General features: G+C 58.7%; 19 protein-coding genes. 6 read left to right on the forward strand and 13 right to left on the reverse strand.

What is annotated here, in order from left to right; genetic code table 11:
• Positions 1–22 precede the first annotated feature (22 nt).
• The 13 genes from atpH to ACKXF9_RS01435 all read right to left on the reverse strand — a co-directional run bounded on the left by atpH (position 23) and on the right by ACKXF9_RS01435 (position 11,766).
• Complete coding sequence (atpH, locus tag ACKXF9_RS01375; protein WP_249237499.1) at positions 23–562, reverse strand: ATP synthase F1 subunit delta; 540 nt, start codon at positions 560–562, stop codon at positions 23–25.
• Positions 559–1,065 (reverse strand): F0F1 ATP synthase subunit B, encoded by a 507-nt coding sequence (gene atpF / locus ACKXF9_RS01380; protein ID WP_097774383.1) that lies wholly within the window; start codon positions 1,063–1,065, stop codon positions 559–561. Before atpF ends, atpH begins: the two co-directional genes overlap by 4 nt.
• A gap of 36 nt (positions 1,066–1,101) precedes the next feature.
• On the reverse strand, positions 1,102–1,383 hold the full coding sequence (gene atpE / locus ACKXF9_RS01385; RefSeq protein WP_005930278.1) for an ATP synthase F0 subunit C: 282 nt from the start codon (positions 1,381–1,383) through the stop codon (positions 1,102–1,104).
• 53 nt (positions 1,384–1,436) lie between these two features.
• On the reverse strand, positions 1,437–2,180 hold the full coding sequence (locus ACKXF9_RS01390) for a F0F1 ATP synthase subunit A (RefSeq protein WP_120020850.1): 744 nt from the start codon (positions 2,178–2,180) through the stop codon (positions 1,437–1,439).
• Positions 2,181–2,183: 3 nt separating this feature from the next.
• On the reverse strand, positions 2,184–2,684 hold the full coding sequence (locus ACKXF9_RS01395) for an ATP synthase subunit I (RefSeq protein WP_249237501.1): 501 nt from the start codon (positions 2,682–2,684) through the stop codon (positions 2,184–2,186).
• Positions 2,685–2,706: 22 nt separating this feature from the next.
• On the reverse strand, positions 2,707–2,967 hold the full coding sequence (locus tag ACKXF9_RS01400) for an AtpZ/AtpI family protein (RefSeq protein ID WP_249237502.1): 261 nt from the start codon (positions 2,965–2,967) through the stop codon (positions 2,707–2,709).
• A 456-nt stretch (positions 2,968–3,423) separates the two neighbouring features.
• Entirely contained in the window at positions 3,424–4,842 is a 1,419-nt protein-coding gene (locus ACKXF9_RS01405; protein WP_418265071.1) for a glycogen synthase, read from the reverse strand.
• A 163-nt stretch (positions 4,843–5,005) separates the two neighbouring features.
• Complete coding sequence (gene glgD / locus ACKXF9_RS01410) at positions 5,006–6,133, reverse strand: glucose-1-phosphate adenylyltransferase subunit GlgD (protein WP_339394949.1); 1,128 nt, start codon at positions 6,131–6,133, stop codon at positions 5,006–5,008.
• Entirely contained in the window at positions 6,127–7,320 is a 1,194-nt protein-coding gene (locus tag ACKXF9_RS01415; protein WP_249237503.1) for a glucose-1-phosphate adenylyltransferase, read from the reverse strand. The genes glgD and ACKXF9_RS01415 overlap by 7 nt, the downstream gene beginning before the upstream one ends.
• 87 nt (positions 7,321–7,407) lie before the next feature.
• Positions 7,408–9,672, reverse strand: a complete 2,265-nt coding sequence (gene glgB, locus ACKXF9_RS01420; RefSeq protein ID WP_418265072.1) for a 1,4-alpha-glucan branching protein GlgB — start codon at positions 9,670–9,672, stop codon at positions 7,408–7,410.
• 291 nt (positions 9,673–9,963) lie between these two features.
• Complete coding sequence (locus tag ACKXF9_RS01425) at positions 9,964–11,022, reverse strand: 3D domain-containing protein (protein WP_249237505.1); 1,059 nt, start codon at positions 11,020–11,022, stop codon at positions 9,964–9,966.
• A gap of 225 nt (positions 11,023–11,247) precedes the next feature.
• Positions 11,248–11,469, reverse strand: a complete 222-nt coding sequence (locus tag ACKXF9_RS01430; protein ID WP_418265073.1) for a hypothetical protein — start codon at positions 11,467–11,469, stop codon at positions 11,248–11,250.
• A gap of 6 nt (positions 11,470–11,475) precedes the next feature.
• Positions 11,476–11,766 carry a hypothetical protein gene (locus tag ACKXF9_RS01435; RefSeq protein ID WP_339394947.1) on the reverse strand — a complete coding sequence of 97 codons (291 nt, stop codon included), beginning with the start codon at positions 11,764–11,766 and terminating at the stop codon, positions 11,476–11,478.
• Between ACKXF9_RS01435 and ACKXF9_RS01440 the strand changes: the two genes are divergently transcribed.
• From ACKXF9_RS01440 to ACKXF9_RS01465, 6 genes are read left to right on the forward strand one after another with little or no spacing between them, the layout of a single operon-like run.
• Entirely contained in the window at positions 11,746–13,218 is a 1,473-nt protein-coding gene (locus ACKXF9_RS01440; RefSeq protein ID WP_418265074.1) for a phage baseplate protein, read from the forward strand. The genes ACKXF9_RS01435 and ACKXF9_RS01440 overlap by 21 nt on opposite strands.
• A gap of 18 nt (positions 13,219–13,236) precedes the next feature.
• Positions 13,237–13,629, forward strand: coding sequence for a hypothetical protein (locus ACKXF9_RS01445; RefSeq protein WP_418265075.1), 393 nt, complete (start codon positions 13,237–13,239; stop codon positions 13,627–13,629).
• Positions 13,629–13,742 carry a CD1375 family protein gene (locus tag ACKXF9_RS01450; protein WP_418265076.1) on the forward strand — a complete coding sequence of 38 codons (114 nt, stop codon included), beginning with the start codon at positions 13,629–13,631 and terminating at the stop codon, positions 13,740–13,742. Before ACKXF9_RS01445 ends, ACKXF9_RS01450 begins: the two co-directional genes overlap by 1 nt.
• Positions 13,735–14,145 carry a YcbK family protein gene (locus tag ACKXF9_RS01455; protein ID WP_418265077.1) on the forward strand — a complete coding sequence of 137 codons (411 nt, stop codon included), beginning with the start codon at positions 13,735–13,737 and terminating at the stop codon, positions 14,143–14,145. The genes ACKXF9_RS01450 and ACKXF9_RS01455 overlap by 8 nt, the downstream gene beginning before the upstream one ends.
• A 13-nt stretch (positions 14,146–14,158) precedes the next feature.
• Entirely contained in the window at positions 14,159–14,386 is a 228-nt protein-coding gene (locus tag ACKXF9_RS01460) for a hypothetical protein (RefSeq protein ID WP_249237509.1), read from the forward strand.
• 1 nt (position 14,387) lies between these two features.
• Positions 14,388–14,639 (forward strand): phage holin, encoded by a 252-nt coding sequence (locus tag ACKXF9_RS01465; RefSeq protein WP_249237510.1) that lies wholly within the window; start codon positions 14,388–14,390, stop codon positions 14,637–14,639.
• Positions 14,640–14,673 lie beyond the last annotated feature (34 nt).

The raw sequence follows: 14,673 nt of genomic DNA on the forward strand, positions 1-14,673 counted from the left end.
AATCTTTCGGGTGGAAATTCGATCACAGTGTCACGGAAGCAATATCCCTGCGCAGGGCGGACAGACGGTTCTGCACCGTGCCGTCCAGCTCGGTGCCTTCGATATCCAGCCGGATGCCGCCCAGCACTGCCGGATCGACCTTTGTTTTCAGGTCGATGGTCTTGCCGGTGAGCTTTTCCAGCTTTTCGTGCAGGCTCTTTGCCTGCTGCTCCGTCATTGCCACTGCAGTGGTCGCCGTTGCTTCCAGAATGCCGTGCGCCTGATTGTAGCGCACACGGTAAGCCCGTGCGCAGCCGGACAGCTCCCGCAGGGTGCCCTTCTCGCACAGGATCTTCAAAAAGTTCAGCACATAGAGGTGGACCTGATCCCGCAGTGCTTCATCCAGCAGGCCGCAGCGCTCCTTTTTGGGGATGCTGGGGGTGCTGAGCAGATGCAGGTAGTCCGGGTTCGCCTTAAAAAGCGCCACGGCTTCGTCCAGCTCACCCAGAATGCGGGCCTCCAGCCCTTCCTCCGCCGCCAGATCGTACAGGCTTCCGCCGTACATCCTTGCAGTCTCGGTCATGATGCTTCACCCACATTTTTGATAAATTCGTCGATCAGATCCTTGTGGTCCTTCTCGCTGATTTCACGCTCCACCACCTTGGAGGCGATCTCCATGGCGATGCCGCCGATCTCGTCCTTGACCTCGTTCACAGCCTTCTTGCGCTCCTGCGCAATGTCGGCTTCGGCCTTCTGCTTGAGGGCAGCAGCCTGTGCGCGGGCCTCGCCCACGATCTCTTCGCCGCGGGCGGTGGCCGTCTTCTGCGCATTGGCAACGATCTCGTTGGCCTCGGCGCGGGCATTCTGCAGATTCTGCTCGTACTCTGCCTTCATGGCTTCGGCTTCGGTGCGCAGCTTAGTGGCATCGGCGATCTGGCTGTCCGCCTTCGCCTTGCGCTCTGCGATCACGTTTTTGACCGGATTCAGCAGGAACTTTTTGAAGATGAACAGCTGGATCATCAGGTTGCAGATCTGGGCCAGAAAGGTCCAGCCGTCCAGCGTGATCAACGCCTGGTACAGTTCCATAAGCGTCTCCTTTCGTTATTTTGTAAAAGGTTCCGCTTATGCCAGGAACTTCATGAACATACCGGGTGCCAGGAAGATCAGCAGCAGACCGGTGACGAAGCCGTAAATACCGGTGGTCTCGGAAAGTGCAACGCCCAGGATCAGGGTGCTGGTAACATCGCTCTTGCACTCGGGCTGACGGCCCACAGCTTCACAGGCAGCAGCTGCTGCGTTGCCTTCGCCGATACCGGGGCCGATACCTGCGATCAGTGCGCAGCCTGCGCCGATGCCGCAGCCTGCCAGAGCGATACCACGAGCGAGGTACTGAAAGTCAGTCATAAGATTTGTCCTCCAAAAAAGTTTTTTGTTTTGGGAGATGCCGTTGTGAGGGCTTAGTCCTCACCGGCAGCACGCTTGATGAAAATTGCGGTCAGGGTACAGAAGATGAACGCCTGAATGCAGCCGCCGAACCAGTCGAAATACAGGCCCGTAAAGGCCGGGATGCCGATCTGGAACAGCTGGATCTGGCTCAAGGCACCGGGCAGCCAGCCGAAAATGACGTGGCTCAGGCTTGCCAGCGCCCAGTACAGCAGTGTGGAGATGACCGTACCGGACAAGATATTGCCAAAGTGACGGAACGCCATACTGACGGGGGTGGAAACCTCCGACAGCACATTGATGGGTGCCATGATGAAGATGGGGTCCAAAAGACCTTTCAGGTAGGAAAGGATGCCGTTGGTCTTGATCTTGTAGTACATGATCAGCACGAACACCACGATGGCCCACGCCGCCTCGGTGTTCAGGTCGGCTGTGGGGCTCCACAGGCCGATGACACTGATGAGGTTGCAGCCGATGCTCAGAGCGAAGATCGCGCCGATGAGCGGGATATACTGATCAAAGTGATAGCCCATGTTGTCGTGCACGAACTGGTCCAGCCGTTCTACGATGAACTCGGCGGCGGCCTGCCGCTTTGAGACATTTTCCAGCTTGAGATTACTGCCCAGCCAGATGGCAAAACCCGAAAGCAGCGCCATGACGATCCAGGTACTGACGAGGGTCTGGGTGATCTTGAAATCACCCAGCAGGGGGATGTCCGTATGGATGGTATACAGGATCTTTGCGCCGTTCAGTTCCATTTGTTACGTTTCACCCCCTTCGTCACGGGGTCCGGCTTCCGGCTCCGGTGCGGGTTCGGGGTCGTCCTCCACAGAGACGTCCACCGAAGGCCCGGCCGGTGCAAGAGGCTTGTACTTTCCGGTTATTTGCAGGTAGTAGATCGTAACGCGCGGGAAAAGCAGGGGCAGAACACTGGCAAAGGGCTGGAAGCAAGGTGCCCCGATGGACACGATGATCCACACCGCCTGCAGAAGCATCCGGACATTGTAGGAAGCCTGCAATGTCGCTTTGCGCCGTTTCTCATCCTGCTCGTCGATGACCTTCTGGCACACGATGCAGATGCCCGCAAAGTTGCCGATGGCCACCGCCGCGCCGATGAGACTGCCCAGAACAACAGTGTAATCAAATTTCACCCAGCCAACCAGGTGCAGAGCTGCAAAGATCACCCACATGACGGCGGTACAGATGGCCGTGCCGCAGGCGATGCGGGTCAGCTCCTTTTTGGATTCCGGCTGCAGTTTCATAAAGGGAAACCTCCTGTTAAGTTTACTGATGCGAATTGAACCCCACCCGCTTTGGTTTTTCCTTTTTGGTGCGGTCCATGTGTTCCTTGGCAAAATACCAGAAGTTCTGTGCCCCGGCAGCAAGGCCCAGCAGGATCGCCGGAAGGAACACCCATTCCGGCCAGCTCCAGCTGTTCACCGCCCACCATGCACCGCCCAGACACATGACCAGAGGCAGCAGCATATTCAGGCCCAGCTGGGTCAGCCAGACAAGATCCTCCAGCGCCTTATACCAGCCCTTCAATCTGCAATTCCTCCCTGTGTGGTCTTCCTGTGCAAAAGCCAGATTCTGGATTTTATGCCACAGATTTGCAATCAGCAAAAATCTTATAACGATAGTATAATTCAAACCGGCCGTTTTTTCAATCAATTTTCCACTGTTTTCTAGTAAAATTTCATAGTTTGTTCACACTAATGCCGTAACTGTACGCCCTGTATGGAGTTTGTGCGTCTGCGGGCGCATCAATACCAAAAGTTTGATGGTTCTGTTGTGCAGAATGCAAAAAAATGGGCGAACCCTCTCAGGCGCTGACGCGCCAGCTCTCCCAAAGGGCGAGCTTTTATGCATCTTTCGGGCAGCACAAATAAAGCTCCCCCTTTCGGGGGAGCTGCTGAGCGAAGCGAAGCTGAAAGGGTCACACAAAAAAGCCGCCCGGCTCTTTGGAAACCGGGCGGCAGCTGTTATGCAGTTTTCAGAACATTACCAGAGGTTTGCCGTCTCGTTGTACAGGCCCTCGTAGCTCTTGGCGGAGACATCCCAGCTGAAATCGCACTCCATGCAGTGATGCACGAGGTTCTTCCAGTTCTCCTTGTCATAGTAAGCATTCTGTGCGTTGCAGCAGGCCACATACAGCTCATGGGCATTGTAGCCCGCAAAGGTGAAGCCGTTGCCCTCGCCCATGGTGCTGTCGTGGATGGAGTCGCGCAGACCGCCGGTCTCGCGGACGATGGGAGGCGTGCCGTAGCGGCAGGCCACCATCTGTGCCAGACCGCAGGGCTCGCTCTTGGAAGGCATGATGAAGGCATCTGCACCTGCGTAGATCTCCTGCGACAGGGCCGGCTCAAAGCCGATGTAGGTGCCTACGCGGCCCGGGTGGCGTGCGCACAGGTCGGAGAAGAAGTTCTCGTACTGGCTCTCGCCGCTGCCCAGAATGACCAGCTCGATGCCGCGGTCCACCAGCCCATCGGCGATGCTCTGCACCAGATCAAAGCCCTTCATGCCGACCATGCGGCTGACCATGGCAAAGACGGGGCTGCCATCCTTGTTCAGGCCGAACTTATCCTGCAGGGCTTCCTTGCACTTTGCCTTGCCGGTCTCAAAGGTCTTGATATCGTAGTTGAAGGGGATGTTCTTATCCGTAGCGGGATCGTTGGAATCGGTATCGATGCCGTTCAGGATGCCGCACAGCTTGTACTGCTTCTCCCGCAGCAGGGCGTCCAGACCATAGCTGAACCACGGGTCGAGGATCTCCATGGCATAGGTGGGGCTGACGGTGGTGATCTTGTCGGCAGTCTCGAAGGCGCCCTTCATAAAGTTTGCGCAGCCATCGTACTCCACGATGTGCTGGTCGCGGCGGCCGATGCCGCAGGTGTCCTCCAGAATGTCGGTGCCGTACTTGCCCTGATAGGCGATGTTGTGGATGGTGAAAATGGTTTTGATGCGGTTGAACTTATCCAGATGACGGTAGTACAGGTTCAGGTACACCGGCACCAGTGCGGTCTGCCAGTCGTTGCAGTTGATGATATCGGGGGTGAAATCGATGTAGAACAGGGTCTCTAAAACGGCGCGGGAGAAGAAGGCGAAACGCTCGCCGTCATCGTAGAAGCCGTACAGGCCGCGGCGCTTGAAGTAATACTCGTTGTCCAGGAAGTAGTAGGTCACGCCGTTCCGCTCGGTCTTGAACAGGCCGCAGTACTGGCTGCGCCAGCCCACGGGGACGGAATAATTGGTCACGTACTCCAGCGTATCGCGGAACTTCAAATCGCCGTACAGGGGCATGATGACGCGGGCGTCCACGCCGTCCTTGACCAGAGCCTTGGGCAGTGCGCCCGCAACGTCGGCCAGACCACCGGATTTTGCAAAGGGTGCAGCTTCCGAAGCAGCATACAGGATTCTCATAGGATCGCTCCTTTCATATGTTTGGGTCATTTCGTGCTCCCCGCCGCATTTTTCAGCGGCACGAACCATTTTGCAAAAGAGCAGGCGGGGGCACACAGGTGCCCCCGCCCCTCTCAAGAGGGGCTACCGGGGAGGAAGCCGCCCCTATGGATAATGCAACAGATCAGACAGTGTGGTTCTTCTGCACGTACACCGGGAAGCTCTCGGTGCCGGACAGCTTCTTGCCGGCAGTGATCTTCACGTTCTTATCGGTAACAACGCAGTCCAGCTCGGCATTGACTTCCACCACCGTATCCTGCATCAGCACGCAGTTCTTGACGACGGCACCCTTCTTGACCTTGACGCCGCGGAACAGCACGCAGTTCTCCACTGTGCCTTCGATCACGCAGCCGTCGGCCAGAATGGAGTCGGTCACCTTGCAGCCCGGCACATAGCGGGTGGGGTTGTCGTCGCGGATCTTGGTGTAGACCGGGCTCTTCTTGGGGAACAGCTTTTCCAGATTCTCGTCATCGGTCAGCTTGAGGTTCTCGTCGAAGTAGCTCTTCATGTCACAGACATGTGCCACATAGCCGGTGTACTCCAGAGCGTGGATGTTCAGGATGTTGACATTGTGGGCCAGAATATCGCGCTCGAAGTAGATCAGGCCGCGGGAGGTCGCATCCCGGACCAGCTTGAGCAGAGTCTCGCGCTCCAGAACATAGATGTTCAGGTCAAGGTTCTGCACGCCGGGGCGGTAATCGTTGAACAGCAGCTCGGTCACACGACCGTCGGCATCAACGGTCAGGGTGTAGTTGTCGTTCTTGCGGCCCTCGGGGATCTCAGTCTTCTGGTAAGCGACGGTCACATCGGCACCGCTTGCCTGATGGGCGGCCAGCAGGGCGTTGAAGTCGTAGTTCAGGGCAACATTGGCGTCGCTCATGACCACGTACTTTTCCTTCTGGTTCTCCAGGAAGTTCATGATGGAGCCCAGAGCTTCCACACGGCCGGAATAGATGCGCACGCCCTTCTCGGCGAAAGGAGGCACGATGTTCAGGCCGCCGTGACGGCGGGCCATATCCCACTCACGACCGGTGCCCAGATGATCCATCAGGGAGTGGTAGTTCTTGCGCACCACGATGGAAACATTGGAGATACCGCAGTTTGCCATGCTGGACAGAACAAAGTCCACCATACGGTAGCGGCCCGCGAAGGGGATCGAAGCCATTGCGCGCTCGGTCACCAGCTCGGGGACGGTATTATCATAACTGTTGGGGAAAATAATACCCAACGCATTGGTGTTCTGGCTCAGCATACTTCCATACCCTCCTTGACGGATTCAAAGACTTTGGCACCTTCCTTGACGGTTGCGCCTGCGCCGACGGTCAGGCCGGTGCCCACATGGGCAATGGGGCCATCGCCGCCCACACGTGCGCCTGCACCGATCACAACATCCTCCGCCAGGATGCAGCGCTTGACAACAGCACCAGCCTTGACCACAACGCCGTCCATCAGGACTGCGTCCTCAACGGTAGCGCCCTCTTCCACAATAACGCCTGCGCTCAGCACAGAGTGATGCACATTGCCGTAGATCTTGCAGCCCTCGGTGACGAGGGAATCCTGCACCACAGCGCGGGGGCCGATCTTCTGCGGAGGCAGGACCGGGTTGCGGCTGTAGATCTTCCACTCCTCGTCGAAGATATCGATGCCGGAGTTTTCGGGGTCCAGCACCTCCATGTTGGCTTCCCACAGGCTGTCGATGGTGCCCACGTCACGCCAGTAGCCGGCAAAGCGGTAAGCATACATCTTGCGGCCGTCCCGCAGCAGGGCCGGGATGATGTTCATACCAAAGTCGTTCTTGGAGTTGGGGTCTGCCTCGTCCTCTTCCAGATACTTCTTCAGAACATCCCAGTTGAAGATGTAGATGCCCATGGAAGCCAGATTGGACTTGGGTACCGGGGGCTTCTCCTGGAACTCGGTGATGCGGTCGTTCTCGTCAGCCACCATCAGGCCGAAGCGGGAGGCTTCCTTCCAGTCCACTTCCATAACAGCCACAGAGAACTCTGCGCCCTTCTCCTTGTGGAAGCGCAGGAAGTCGGCATAGTCCTGCTTGCAGATCTGATCGCCGGACAGGATGATCACATACTCGGGATCGTAGCTGTCGATGAAGCCGATGTTCTGGTAGATGGCGTTTGCAGTGCCCTTGTACCAGTCGGTGCCCTTTGCCTGCTCGTAGGGCGGCAGGGTGTGCACGCCGCCGTGCAGACGGTCCAGATCCCAGGGCTGGCCATTGCCGATGTACTCATTCAGCTTCTGGGGCTGATACTGGGTCGCGATGCCGACGGTGTCGATGTTGGAGTTCACGCAGTTGGACAGCGGGAAGTCCACGATGCGGTACTTGCCGCCGAAGGACACTGCGGGTTTTGCCGTTTTCTGTGTCAGCGCATACAAGCGCGAGCCACGTCCACCGGCAAGGATCATTGCCACAATTTCTTTTGCCATAGCTTTATTCTCCCCTTTAACATTAACATTTCCGTTGTTCGGAAATGATCGTCAACGTGTGCGGTATGGGTCGGCCGAAGTGCCGGGTCATTCCTTGGGCTCCTTCGGTTTGCGGGTGCGCTTTGCGGGTGCTTTTTCCGCTGCAGGCTCAGCCTCTGCCTTCGGCTTACGGCCGCGCTTTTTGGGTGCCTCTGCGGCAGCCTCCGGCTCAGTCTTGGCCTTGCGGGCGGTCTTTTTTACCGGCTTTTCCTCTGCAGCGGCAGCTTCTGCCTTCGGCTTGCGGCCGCGTTTTTTGGGTGCCTCCGCGGCAGCCTCCGGCTCAGTCTTGGCCTTGCGGGTGGTCTTTTTTATGGCCTTTTCCGGTTCAGCGGCGGCCTTTGCCTTTTTGGCTGCGGTCTTTTTTCCCGCCTTATCGGTCTTGTCCTCTGCAGCCTTGCGGGTGCGCTTGGCGGGCACCTCAAAGTACAGCGTGCTCATAGGCGGCAGGGTGATTGTGATGCTCTGCTCAAACCCGTGCAGCGGCTTTTTGTGGGTGCGCACAGCCTTGTTGTGGACCGCGCCGGAACCGCCGAACTCTGCATCGTCGCTGTTCAGGATCTCCTTGTAGGAGCCTGCCACCGGTGCGCCCAGAGTATAGCCCTCCCGCAGGACGGGGTTGAAGTTGCAGACCACCAGAATCTGCTTGCCGGAAGTGTCCTTGCGCAGGAAGGCGATCACGCTCTGCTGCGAGTCGTCCGGCACGATCCACTGGAAGCCCTCCCAGCTGTAGTCCACCTGCCAGAAGGCGGGGTGCTCCTTGTAGAAGGCGTTCAGAGTCCTGACATAGGTCTGCAGCTCGGTGTGCTTATCGTAGCCCAGCAGCATCCAGTCCAGCGGCTTTGTCTCGTTCCACTCGGCGAACTGGCCGAACTCCTGACCCATGAACAGCAGCTTCTTGCCCGGGTGGGCCATCATGTAGCCGAAGAAAGTGCGCAGATTTGCAAACTTGGCGTCGTACTCGCCGGGCATCTTGTTGATCAGGCTGCCCTTGCCGTGCACCACCTCATCGTGGCTGATGGGCAGCACAAAGTTCTCGCTGAAGGCGTAGAAGAAGCTGAAGGTGACCTTGTTGTGGTTGCCGGCACGGAAGAGCGGGTCAGTCTTCATGTAGCTGAGCATATCGTTCATCCAGCCCATGTTCCACTTGAAGTTGAAGCCAAGGCCGCCGTCCGAAGCAGGCTTTGTGACCATGGGCCATGCGGTGGACTCTTCTGCGATCATGTACTTGTGCGGATGACGGCCCAGCACGGTGTCGTTCAGCTTGCGCAGGAAGGCAACGGCCTCCAGATTTTCCTTGCCGCCGTCCTTGTTGGGCTCCCATTCGCCCTGCTTGCGGTTATAGTCCAGATACAGCATGGATGCCACGGCATCCACCCGCAGACCGTCGATATGGTACTGCTCCAGCCAGTACAGTGCGCTGGAGATCAGGAAGCTCTGCACCTCGCTGCGGCCGAAGTCGAACACCATGGTGCCCCACTCCTTATGTTCGCCGCGCTTCGGGTTCGGGTCCTCGTAGCAGGCCTCGCCGTCAAAGTTGTACAGGCCGAACTGGTCCTTCGGGAAGTGAGCAGGCACCCAGTCCATGATCACGCCGATGCCGGCGGCGTGCAGCTTGTCCACAAAGGCCATAAAGTCCTTGGGGGTGCCGTAGCGGCTGGTGGGTGCAAAATAGCCTGTGACCTGATAGCCCCAGCTGCCATCAAAGGGGTATTCCATGACCGGCAGCAGCTCCACATGGGTATAGCCCATATCGGTGATATACGGGATCAGCTCGTCTGCCAGCTCGGAATAGTTATAGGGCTTGCCGCCCTCCTTCATCTTCCAGCTGCCGGCGTGCATCTCGTAGATGTTCATGGGGCCGTTGATCACGTCCGCCTTTTTCTGTGCTGCCTGCCATGCGTCATCGTGCCACACAAAGCCGGTGATATCGTAGACCTTGCTGCCGTTGGACGGGCGGGTCTCGGCGTGGAATGCATAGGGATCGGCCTTATAGACCAGATCCCCTGCACGGGTGGTCACGCAATATTTGTAAACATCGTATTCCTTCATGCCCGGGATGAACAATTCCCATACGGAATCGCCATCCACCTTGCGCATCGGGTGGCTGCCCGGCTTCCAGCTGTTGAAGTCGCCCACCACGCTGATCGCCACAGCATGGGGTGCCCACACGCGGAACACCACGCCCGCTTCACCGGCGCGCGTTTCCATGTGTGCGCCGAAGTAGCGGTATGCCTCACAGTTATTGCCCTGTTTAAACAGATACACCGGAAGGTCCGATGCATTGCTCTGGATCTTTTCCTCGGTCGGTTTCATAGACTGCTCCTCCCCGTACAGATGCGCCGGAAAGCGCACCTGTAGCTTTTTACTCTTTTATATTAAAGAATTTCGGACTGTTTTTCAAGGGGATTTCATCAAAATTTACCATAATCTTTTCGGTGATATTTCTCCCTTATATACACACCCTCTAAATTTTTGCAAATTTTATGGTGAATCCTACCAATCCGCAAACAAAAAGAGCCTCTGCGCGCCCTCCCCCAAGGGGAGGATGCACAGAAGCTCTCTGTTTCTGTTAAAAATTTTCGGTTCCGGGCTTTTTCAGGTTTCTCAGCCCACAACGTAGACGTTGACTTGAATGGCACCGTTGATCACGCTCTCGGCGTAGGTCTCATAGAACAGGTCTACCAGGATTTCGCCCTTCTGCACCGCAATGCCGGTGTCGGTGGCCACTGCGTAGCCATACACGAACTTGCCGTCGGTGGAAGTGATATACAGCTTGGTGCCGTAGGGGATCACATCCGGGTCCACGGCCACCGTGCCATAGCCAAGGCCGAGGCCGGAGGAGCCCTTGCCGGTCCTGGAGTAGTAGCCGGTGGCCTTGCCGGTGAGCACCTTGCTGTAGGAAGCCGGTGCATTGGTGGTGCCATCCGGGCCGGTCAGCGGAGAGACCGGTGCGCCCGCGCCATAGGTCTTGATGACATGGTTGGTGGGCTCCACGGTAGTGGTGGAATCCACCACGATGCTGTTCTCCAGTTCGCCGTCCACATAGCGGTCGCGGGTGGTGATGGTCTGCTGGCCTTCCGCACCATGGCGCACCGTGGTGGCGCGGCCGGTGTTGCGGAAATACAGGCTGGTGTAGACGTACTCGGTATCATAGGGGATGGCCTGCGTCTCCACACGGTCGGTGTAGTCCACGCGGTGCACCGTGATGGTGGAACCTGCGCTCACCAGCTGGTCCAGAGCAGGCTCGGTGTAGTCGTCACCCTCCAGAGTGATACCTGCGCGCTTCAGAGCGTCGGCGACGGTGCCGAACACCATCTTGACAGGGTACTCCTGACCGTCGGCAGTGATGCTGACGGAGAATGCGCGCTCGATGTTCAGGGCGGCAAGGTTGCCGCTGTAGGCCGTGTAATAGACCCGATCCCCCTCTTCGGACTGGATGCCGGAGAGGTTCATGACCTGTGCAGGGTCGGTCTCGGAGGTGAGGATCACCTGCCGGGCACCATTGGAGTCTGTGACGTAGGTCAGCCGCAGATTCGCAGCGGTCACACTGAGTGTAGCCACAAGGCACACGACCATGACACAGAACGCCAGCACACGGGAAGAGACAGCCTGCTTACAGGCGGTCAGAGCTTTCTTTACTTTTACGGAAGCGATACGAGACAACTCCTCTCTTTTCAAAGTTGGGTGCGGCCGCAGACACGGTGTTCCATGCCCCGGCCGCCCGGACTGCAGGGCGGGCAGAAGCACTCTGGCCCCACAATCAAATACGATGCCCTCTTTATGATAAGACCGAGCATCGTATGCAATTTGGACTCCGCTGCGGAAGGTGTCATTTCCCTCCCGGCCCGAGCCGCATCTGCCCGCGCCGCACCACGTGTGAGATGGTTTTCACTTCATCCAGATAAATTTTAGACGCTGCAACGTTTGTTGGCTCCGTTGAGCGGGTCTTATTTTACCAGTCCAAAGGCCGTTTGTCAAATCAGGGATCCGCTTTTCGTTAGTTTTTTGACGATATTTTTTGTGCAATTTATACATTGTTTTCTCCAAATTATTGTTATTTCGGTTATTTCCTTCCGATTTTCCTTTTGTTTTGTGGGATGTTTTGTTCATGAATTTTTAACATTTATTTTGGATTTTTCGCACCGGAAACTGCACTTTTGGGCCGTTCCGGCAGCACGGCAAGCGGCCCTGAATCGCTGGTTTTGCACAGCGGCATTTCCTTCCGCTGCCCCGCCTTTGCCCCACCGGGATCTGTGCGAATTTCCCCCGAAAAATGCCTTCCGGCAAAATGCCGAAGCACAGAAACTTGTGGAAATAAAGTACACTCTCGCCGCCGCTGTCCGGCCGCGATACAATCAAACAAAAAACAGAAAGGAAGGTTTTCAAGTGAAGATCCAGATCATTCAAAAGCAGTGCGGCGGCACCGAGTTCCTTGCCCAGCCGCACCGGCTGCATCTCGGTGCGCAGAACGCCGCCGGGGTGGACGAGCTGCTGTTCCAGCTGCCGGACGCATGGGCCGGGTGCACTCTTGCGCTGTATCTGCGCCGCAGCGACGGCACCCTGCTGGCACCGGTGGCGCTGGACACCCAGCACCGTGTCACGGTGGACCGCCGCCTGACCGGCAGCACCGGCGGGCAGTGGATGCTGGCCGCCATGGGTGAAAACGGCTACACCGCCTACACCCGGCCCGGCAGCTATGACTGCTACGCCATTCTGCCCATCGATGATGACGCAGAGGAGCTGCCGCCCTCGCTGTACGAGCAGTTCGTGGCTCGCGTGCTGGAAAGCTCCAGCAGCGCCTCCACGGCGGCACAGCGCGCCGCCGCCAGTGCAGCTTCCACCGCGGCCAACGCAGCGCAGGCCCAGACCGCCGCACAGCGCACCAGCACCGACAGCGCCAACGCATCCCAGTGTGCTGCCCGTGCAGAGGCCGCTGCCGCCCGCGCCGAAGAGCTTGTGCCCACGGACGGACAGGTGGTCAGCGTCAACGGCAAAAGCGGCATCGTAAAGCTCACCGCGCAGGAGGTGGGCGCACTGCCCTGCCCTGCGCAGCCGGTGTCCGGCCAGCTGCTGCGGGTGCTGAGCGTAGACCCCAACACCGGAGCGGTGCTCACCGACACCGCCGCCATGCCGGACCTGTCCCCCTATCTGCGCAGCAGCACCGTACCCACCGCATCGGTTCCCGGAGCGGTGCGGGTGGACCCGGCCTGCGGCATCAACGTGCGCAGTGACGGCACCCTGACCACGGCCCCCGCTGACCGCAGCCAGCTGGACAGCATGGACAGCACCGTTCTGCCGCTGACCCCCGCCCTGCTGCCCTACGGCGTGAAAAAGGCCCTGACCGCTGCCGCCTCTGCCGGGGAATGGACGGCGGACGAGAAGGCCGCTGCCCTGCGCACCCTCGGTGCCGATCTTTCCTCCTATTATACAAAGGAAGATATCGACACGCTGCTCTCGGCCCCCAGCTCCGGCGCGTATCCCGTGGGCAGCATCTACCAGAGCACCGACCCCACCAGCCCCGCCGCACTGTTCGGCGGCAGCTGGGAAGAGATTGCCTCCGAGCGGGTTCTGATGGGTGCGTCCAGCACCCACGCAGCAGGCACCACGGTGAAAGCCGGTCTGCCGAACCTCAAGGGCTCATTCTCTGGTGTGGCGAGCACAGCATACCCAAATTTATCTAACAGTGGCGCTCTTTCTATAAACACAAACAATGGCGGTTTGGCTGGTTACGAAGGCGGTTCATACGGCAGTAATTGCACCGTATCTTTTGACGCGTCCAAGTCCAATGCCATCTACGGACGCAGCAGCACCGTGCAGCCCGCCGCCTACTATGTGCACATCTGGCACCGCGTGGCCTGAGAAAGGAGGTTTTGACTTATGAAAATTCTTGACGAGACCGGCGCGGTCGTGGGAAACCCCGACCTGACACTGGGCTACCTGACCGACGACACCCAGCCGCTGGAGCACCCGGCGCAGGAGGCTGTGGCCGAGGTGGCCCACTACGAGACAGTGGCCGAATATCCCGGCGGCGGCAGGGACGTGCAGCGGGTGGTGGATGTGCCGGGCGTACCGGCAAGGCCCGCGTGGACCGAGCAGCTGCCCATTAAAAGGTACATCCGCTACACCGCCGAAGAGCTGGCCGCGCAGGAAGAAGCGCGCAAAAAGCAGCAGCAGCGGGAAAAGCTTCCGGAGACGGTAGCCGACCTGATGCAGCAGCTGACCGACCTGCAGCTTGCCCTGTGTGAACTGTACGAAAGGAGTGATGCCTGATGGCAAAGATCTATTTGGCCCTGATCCGCAAGGGGCTCAAAACGCCGGACGATGTCCCCGCCCGGCTGCGGGACGCGGTGGCAGCCCTGCTGCAGGGGGATGCCCATGCTTAACGCCTATTCCCGCCGGAAGGACGGCAATGCCCTGCTGAGCCGCAGCTTCCGGGTGCGGGAATTTGCCTGCAGGGACGGCTCCGACCCGCTTTTCGTGGACAGCGCGCTGGTACAGCTGCTGCAGGACATCCGGGATCACTTCGGTGCGCCGGTGGTCATTACCAGCGGCTACCGCACCGCCGCCCACAACAGGGCCGTGGGCGGTGCCCCCTACAGCCAGCACTGCTACGGCAGAGCCGCCGACATCCGGGTGGCCGGTGTTCCGGTGGAGCAGCTTGCCGCCTACGCAGAGACTCTGCTGCCCGGCACCGGCGGCATTGGCCGCTACCCGGTAAAGGCGGGCCGGGCAGCGGGCTGGGTGCATGTGGACGTGCGCCCCGTCAAGAGCCGATGGACAGGCTGAGGGGGTGAGACCAGTGGAAAGCATCCTGTCCGCCGTGATCGCCGGTGCCGTGACCCTGATCGGTGTGCTGATCGCCAACAGCCGCAGTCAGGCCGTGACCGACACCAAGCTGGAAGAACTGACCCGCGAGGTGCGCGAGCATAACAATTTTGCCCGCCGCGTACCCATCTTAGAAGAACAGATGAAGGTGGCCAACCACCGCATCGCAGACCTTGAACACAACGAGAAAGTGAGGAACTGACATGAACATCCATAAGATCTCCGCCGCAACCATCGCCCGCACCGCCTGCCTGCTGCTGGCCCTGACCAATCAGCTGCTGAGCGCCTGCGGCAAGCCCGTGCTGCCCATCGAGAGCCAGACCGTGGAGCAGCTGGTCACCGCCGGCATCACCACCGTGGCCGCGCTGGTGAGCTGGTGGAACAACAACAGTTTCACCGCCGCCGCCATTCAGGCAGACGCCGAATACGCCCGCTTGAAGCAGAAAGGCGAGTGAACCGGCACTCGGACGGTGCAAAAGTAATACTTTT

Source organism: Faecalibacterium sp. 9 (assembly GCF_048320955.1).
GTDB classification, from domain to species: Bacteria; Bacillota; Clostridia; order Oscillospirales; family Ruminococcaceae; genus Faecalibacterium; species Faecalibacterium wellingii.

What these genes read in the sequence shown, in the direction of transcription:
- ACKXF9_RS01465 (WP_249237510.1), top strand. Translation starts at nt 14,388, where the DNA reads ATGAACATCCATAAGATCTCCGCCGCAACCATCGCCCGCACCGCCTGC.
- ACKXF9_RS01395 (WP_249237501.1), bottom strand. Translation starts at nt 2,684, where the DNA reads ATGAAACTGCAGCCGGAATCCAAAAAGGAGCTGACCCGCATCGCCTGC.
- ACKXF9_RS01390 (WP_120020850.1), bottom strand. Translation starts at nt 2,180, where the DNA reads ATGGAACTGAACGGCGCAAAGATCCTGTATACCATCCATACGGACATC.
- ACKXF9_RS01450 (WP_418265076.1), top strand. Translation starts at nt 13,629, where the DNA reads ATGGCAAAGATCTATTTGGCCCTGATCCGCAAGGGGCTCAAAACGCCG.
- atpE (WP_005930278.1), bottom strand. Translation starts at nt 1,383, where the DNA reads ATGACTGACTTTCAGTACCTCGCTCGTGGTATCGCTCTGGCAGGCTGC.
- glgD (WP_339394949.1), bottom strand. Translation starts at nt 6,133, where the DNA reads ATGCTGAGCCAGAACACCAATGCGTTGGGTATTATTTTCCCCAACAGT.
- ACKXF9_RS01430 (WP_418265073.1), bottom strand. Translation starts at nt 11,469, where the DNA reads ATGAACAAAACATCCCACAAAACAAAAGGAAAATCGGAAGGAAATAAC.
- atpF (WP_097774383.1), bottom strand. Translation starts at nt 1,065, where the DNA reads ATGGAACTGTACCAGGCGTTGATCACGCTGGACGGCTGGACCTTTCTG.
- glgB (WP_418265072.1), bottom strand. Translation starts at nt 9,672, where the DNA reads ATGAAACCGACCGAGGAAAAGATCCAGAGCAATGCATCGGACCTTCCG.
- ACKXF9_RS01405 (WP_418265071.1), bottom strand. Translation starts at nt 4,842, where the DNA reads ATGAGAATCCTGTATGCTGCTTCGGAAGCTGCACCCTTTGCAAAATCC.
- ACKXF9_RS01445 (WP_418265075.1), top strand. Translation starts at nt 13,237, where the DNA reads ATGAAAATTCTTGACGAGACCGGCGCGGTCGTGGGAAACCCCGACCTG.
- atpH (WP_249237499.1), bottom strand. Translation starts at nt 562, where the DNA reads ATGACCGAGACTGCAAGGATGTACGGCGGAAGCCTGTACGATCTGGCG.
- ACKXF9_RS01455 (WP_418265077.1), top strand. Translation starts at nt 13,735, where the DNA reads ATGCTTAACGCCTATTCCCGCCGGAAGGACGGCAATGCCCTGCTGAGC.
- ACKXF9_RS01415 (WP_249237503.1), bottom strand. Translation starts at nt 7,320, where the DNA reads ATGGCAAAAGAAATTGTGGCAATGATCCTTGCCGGTGGACGTGGCTCG.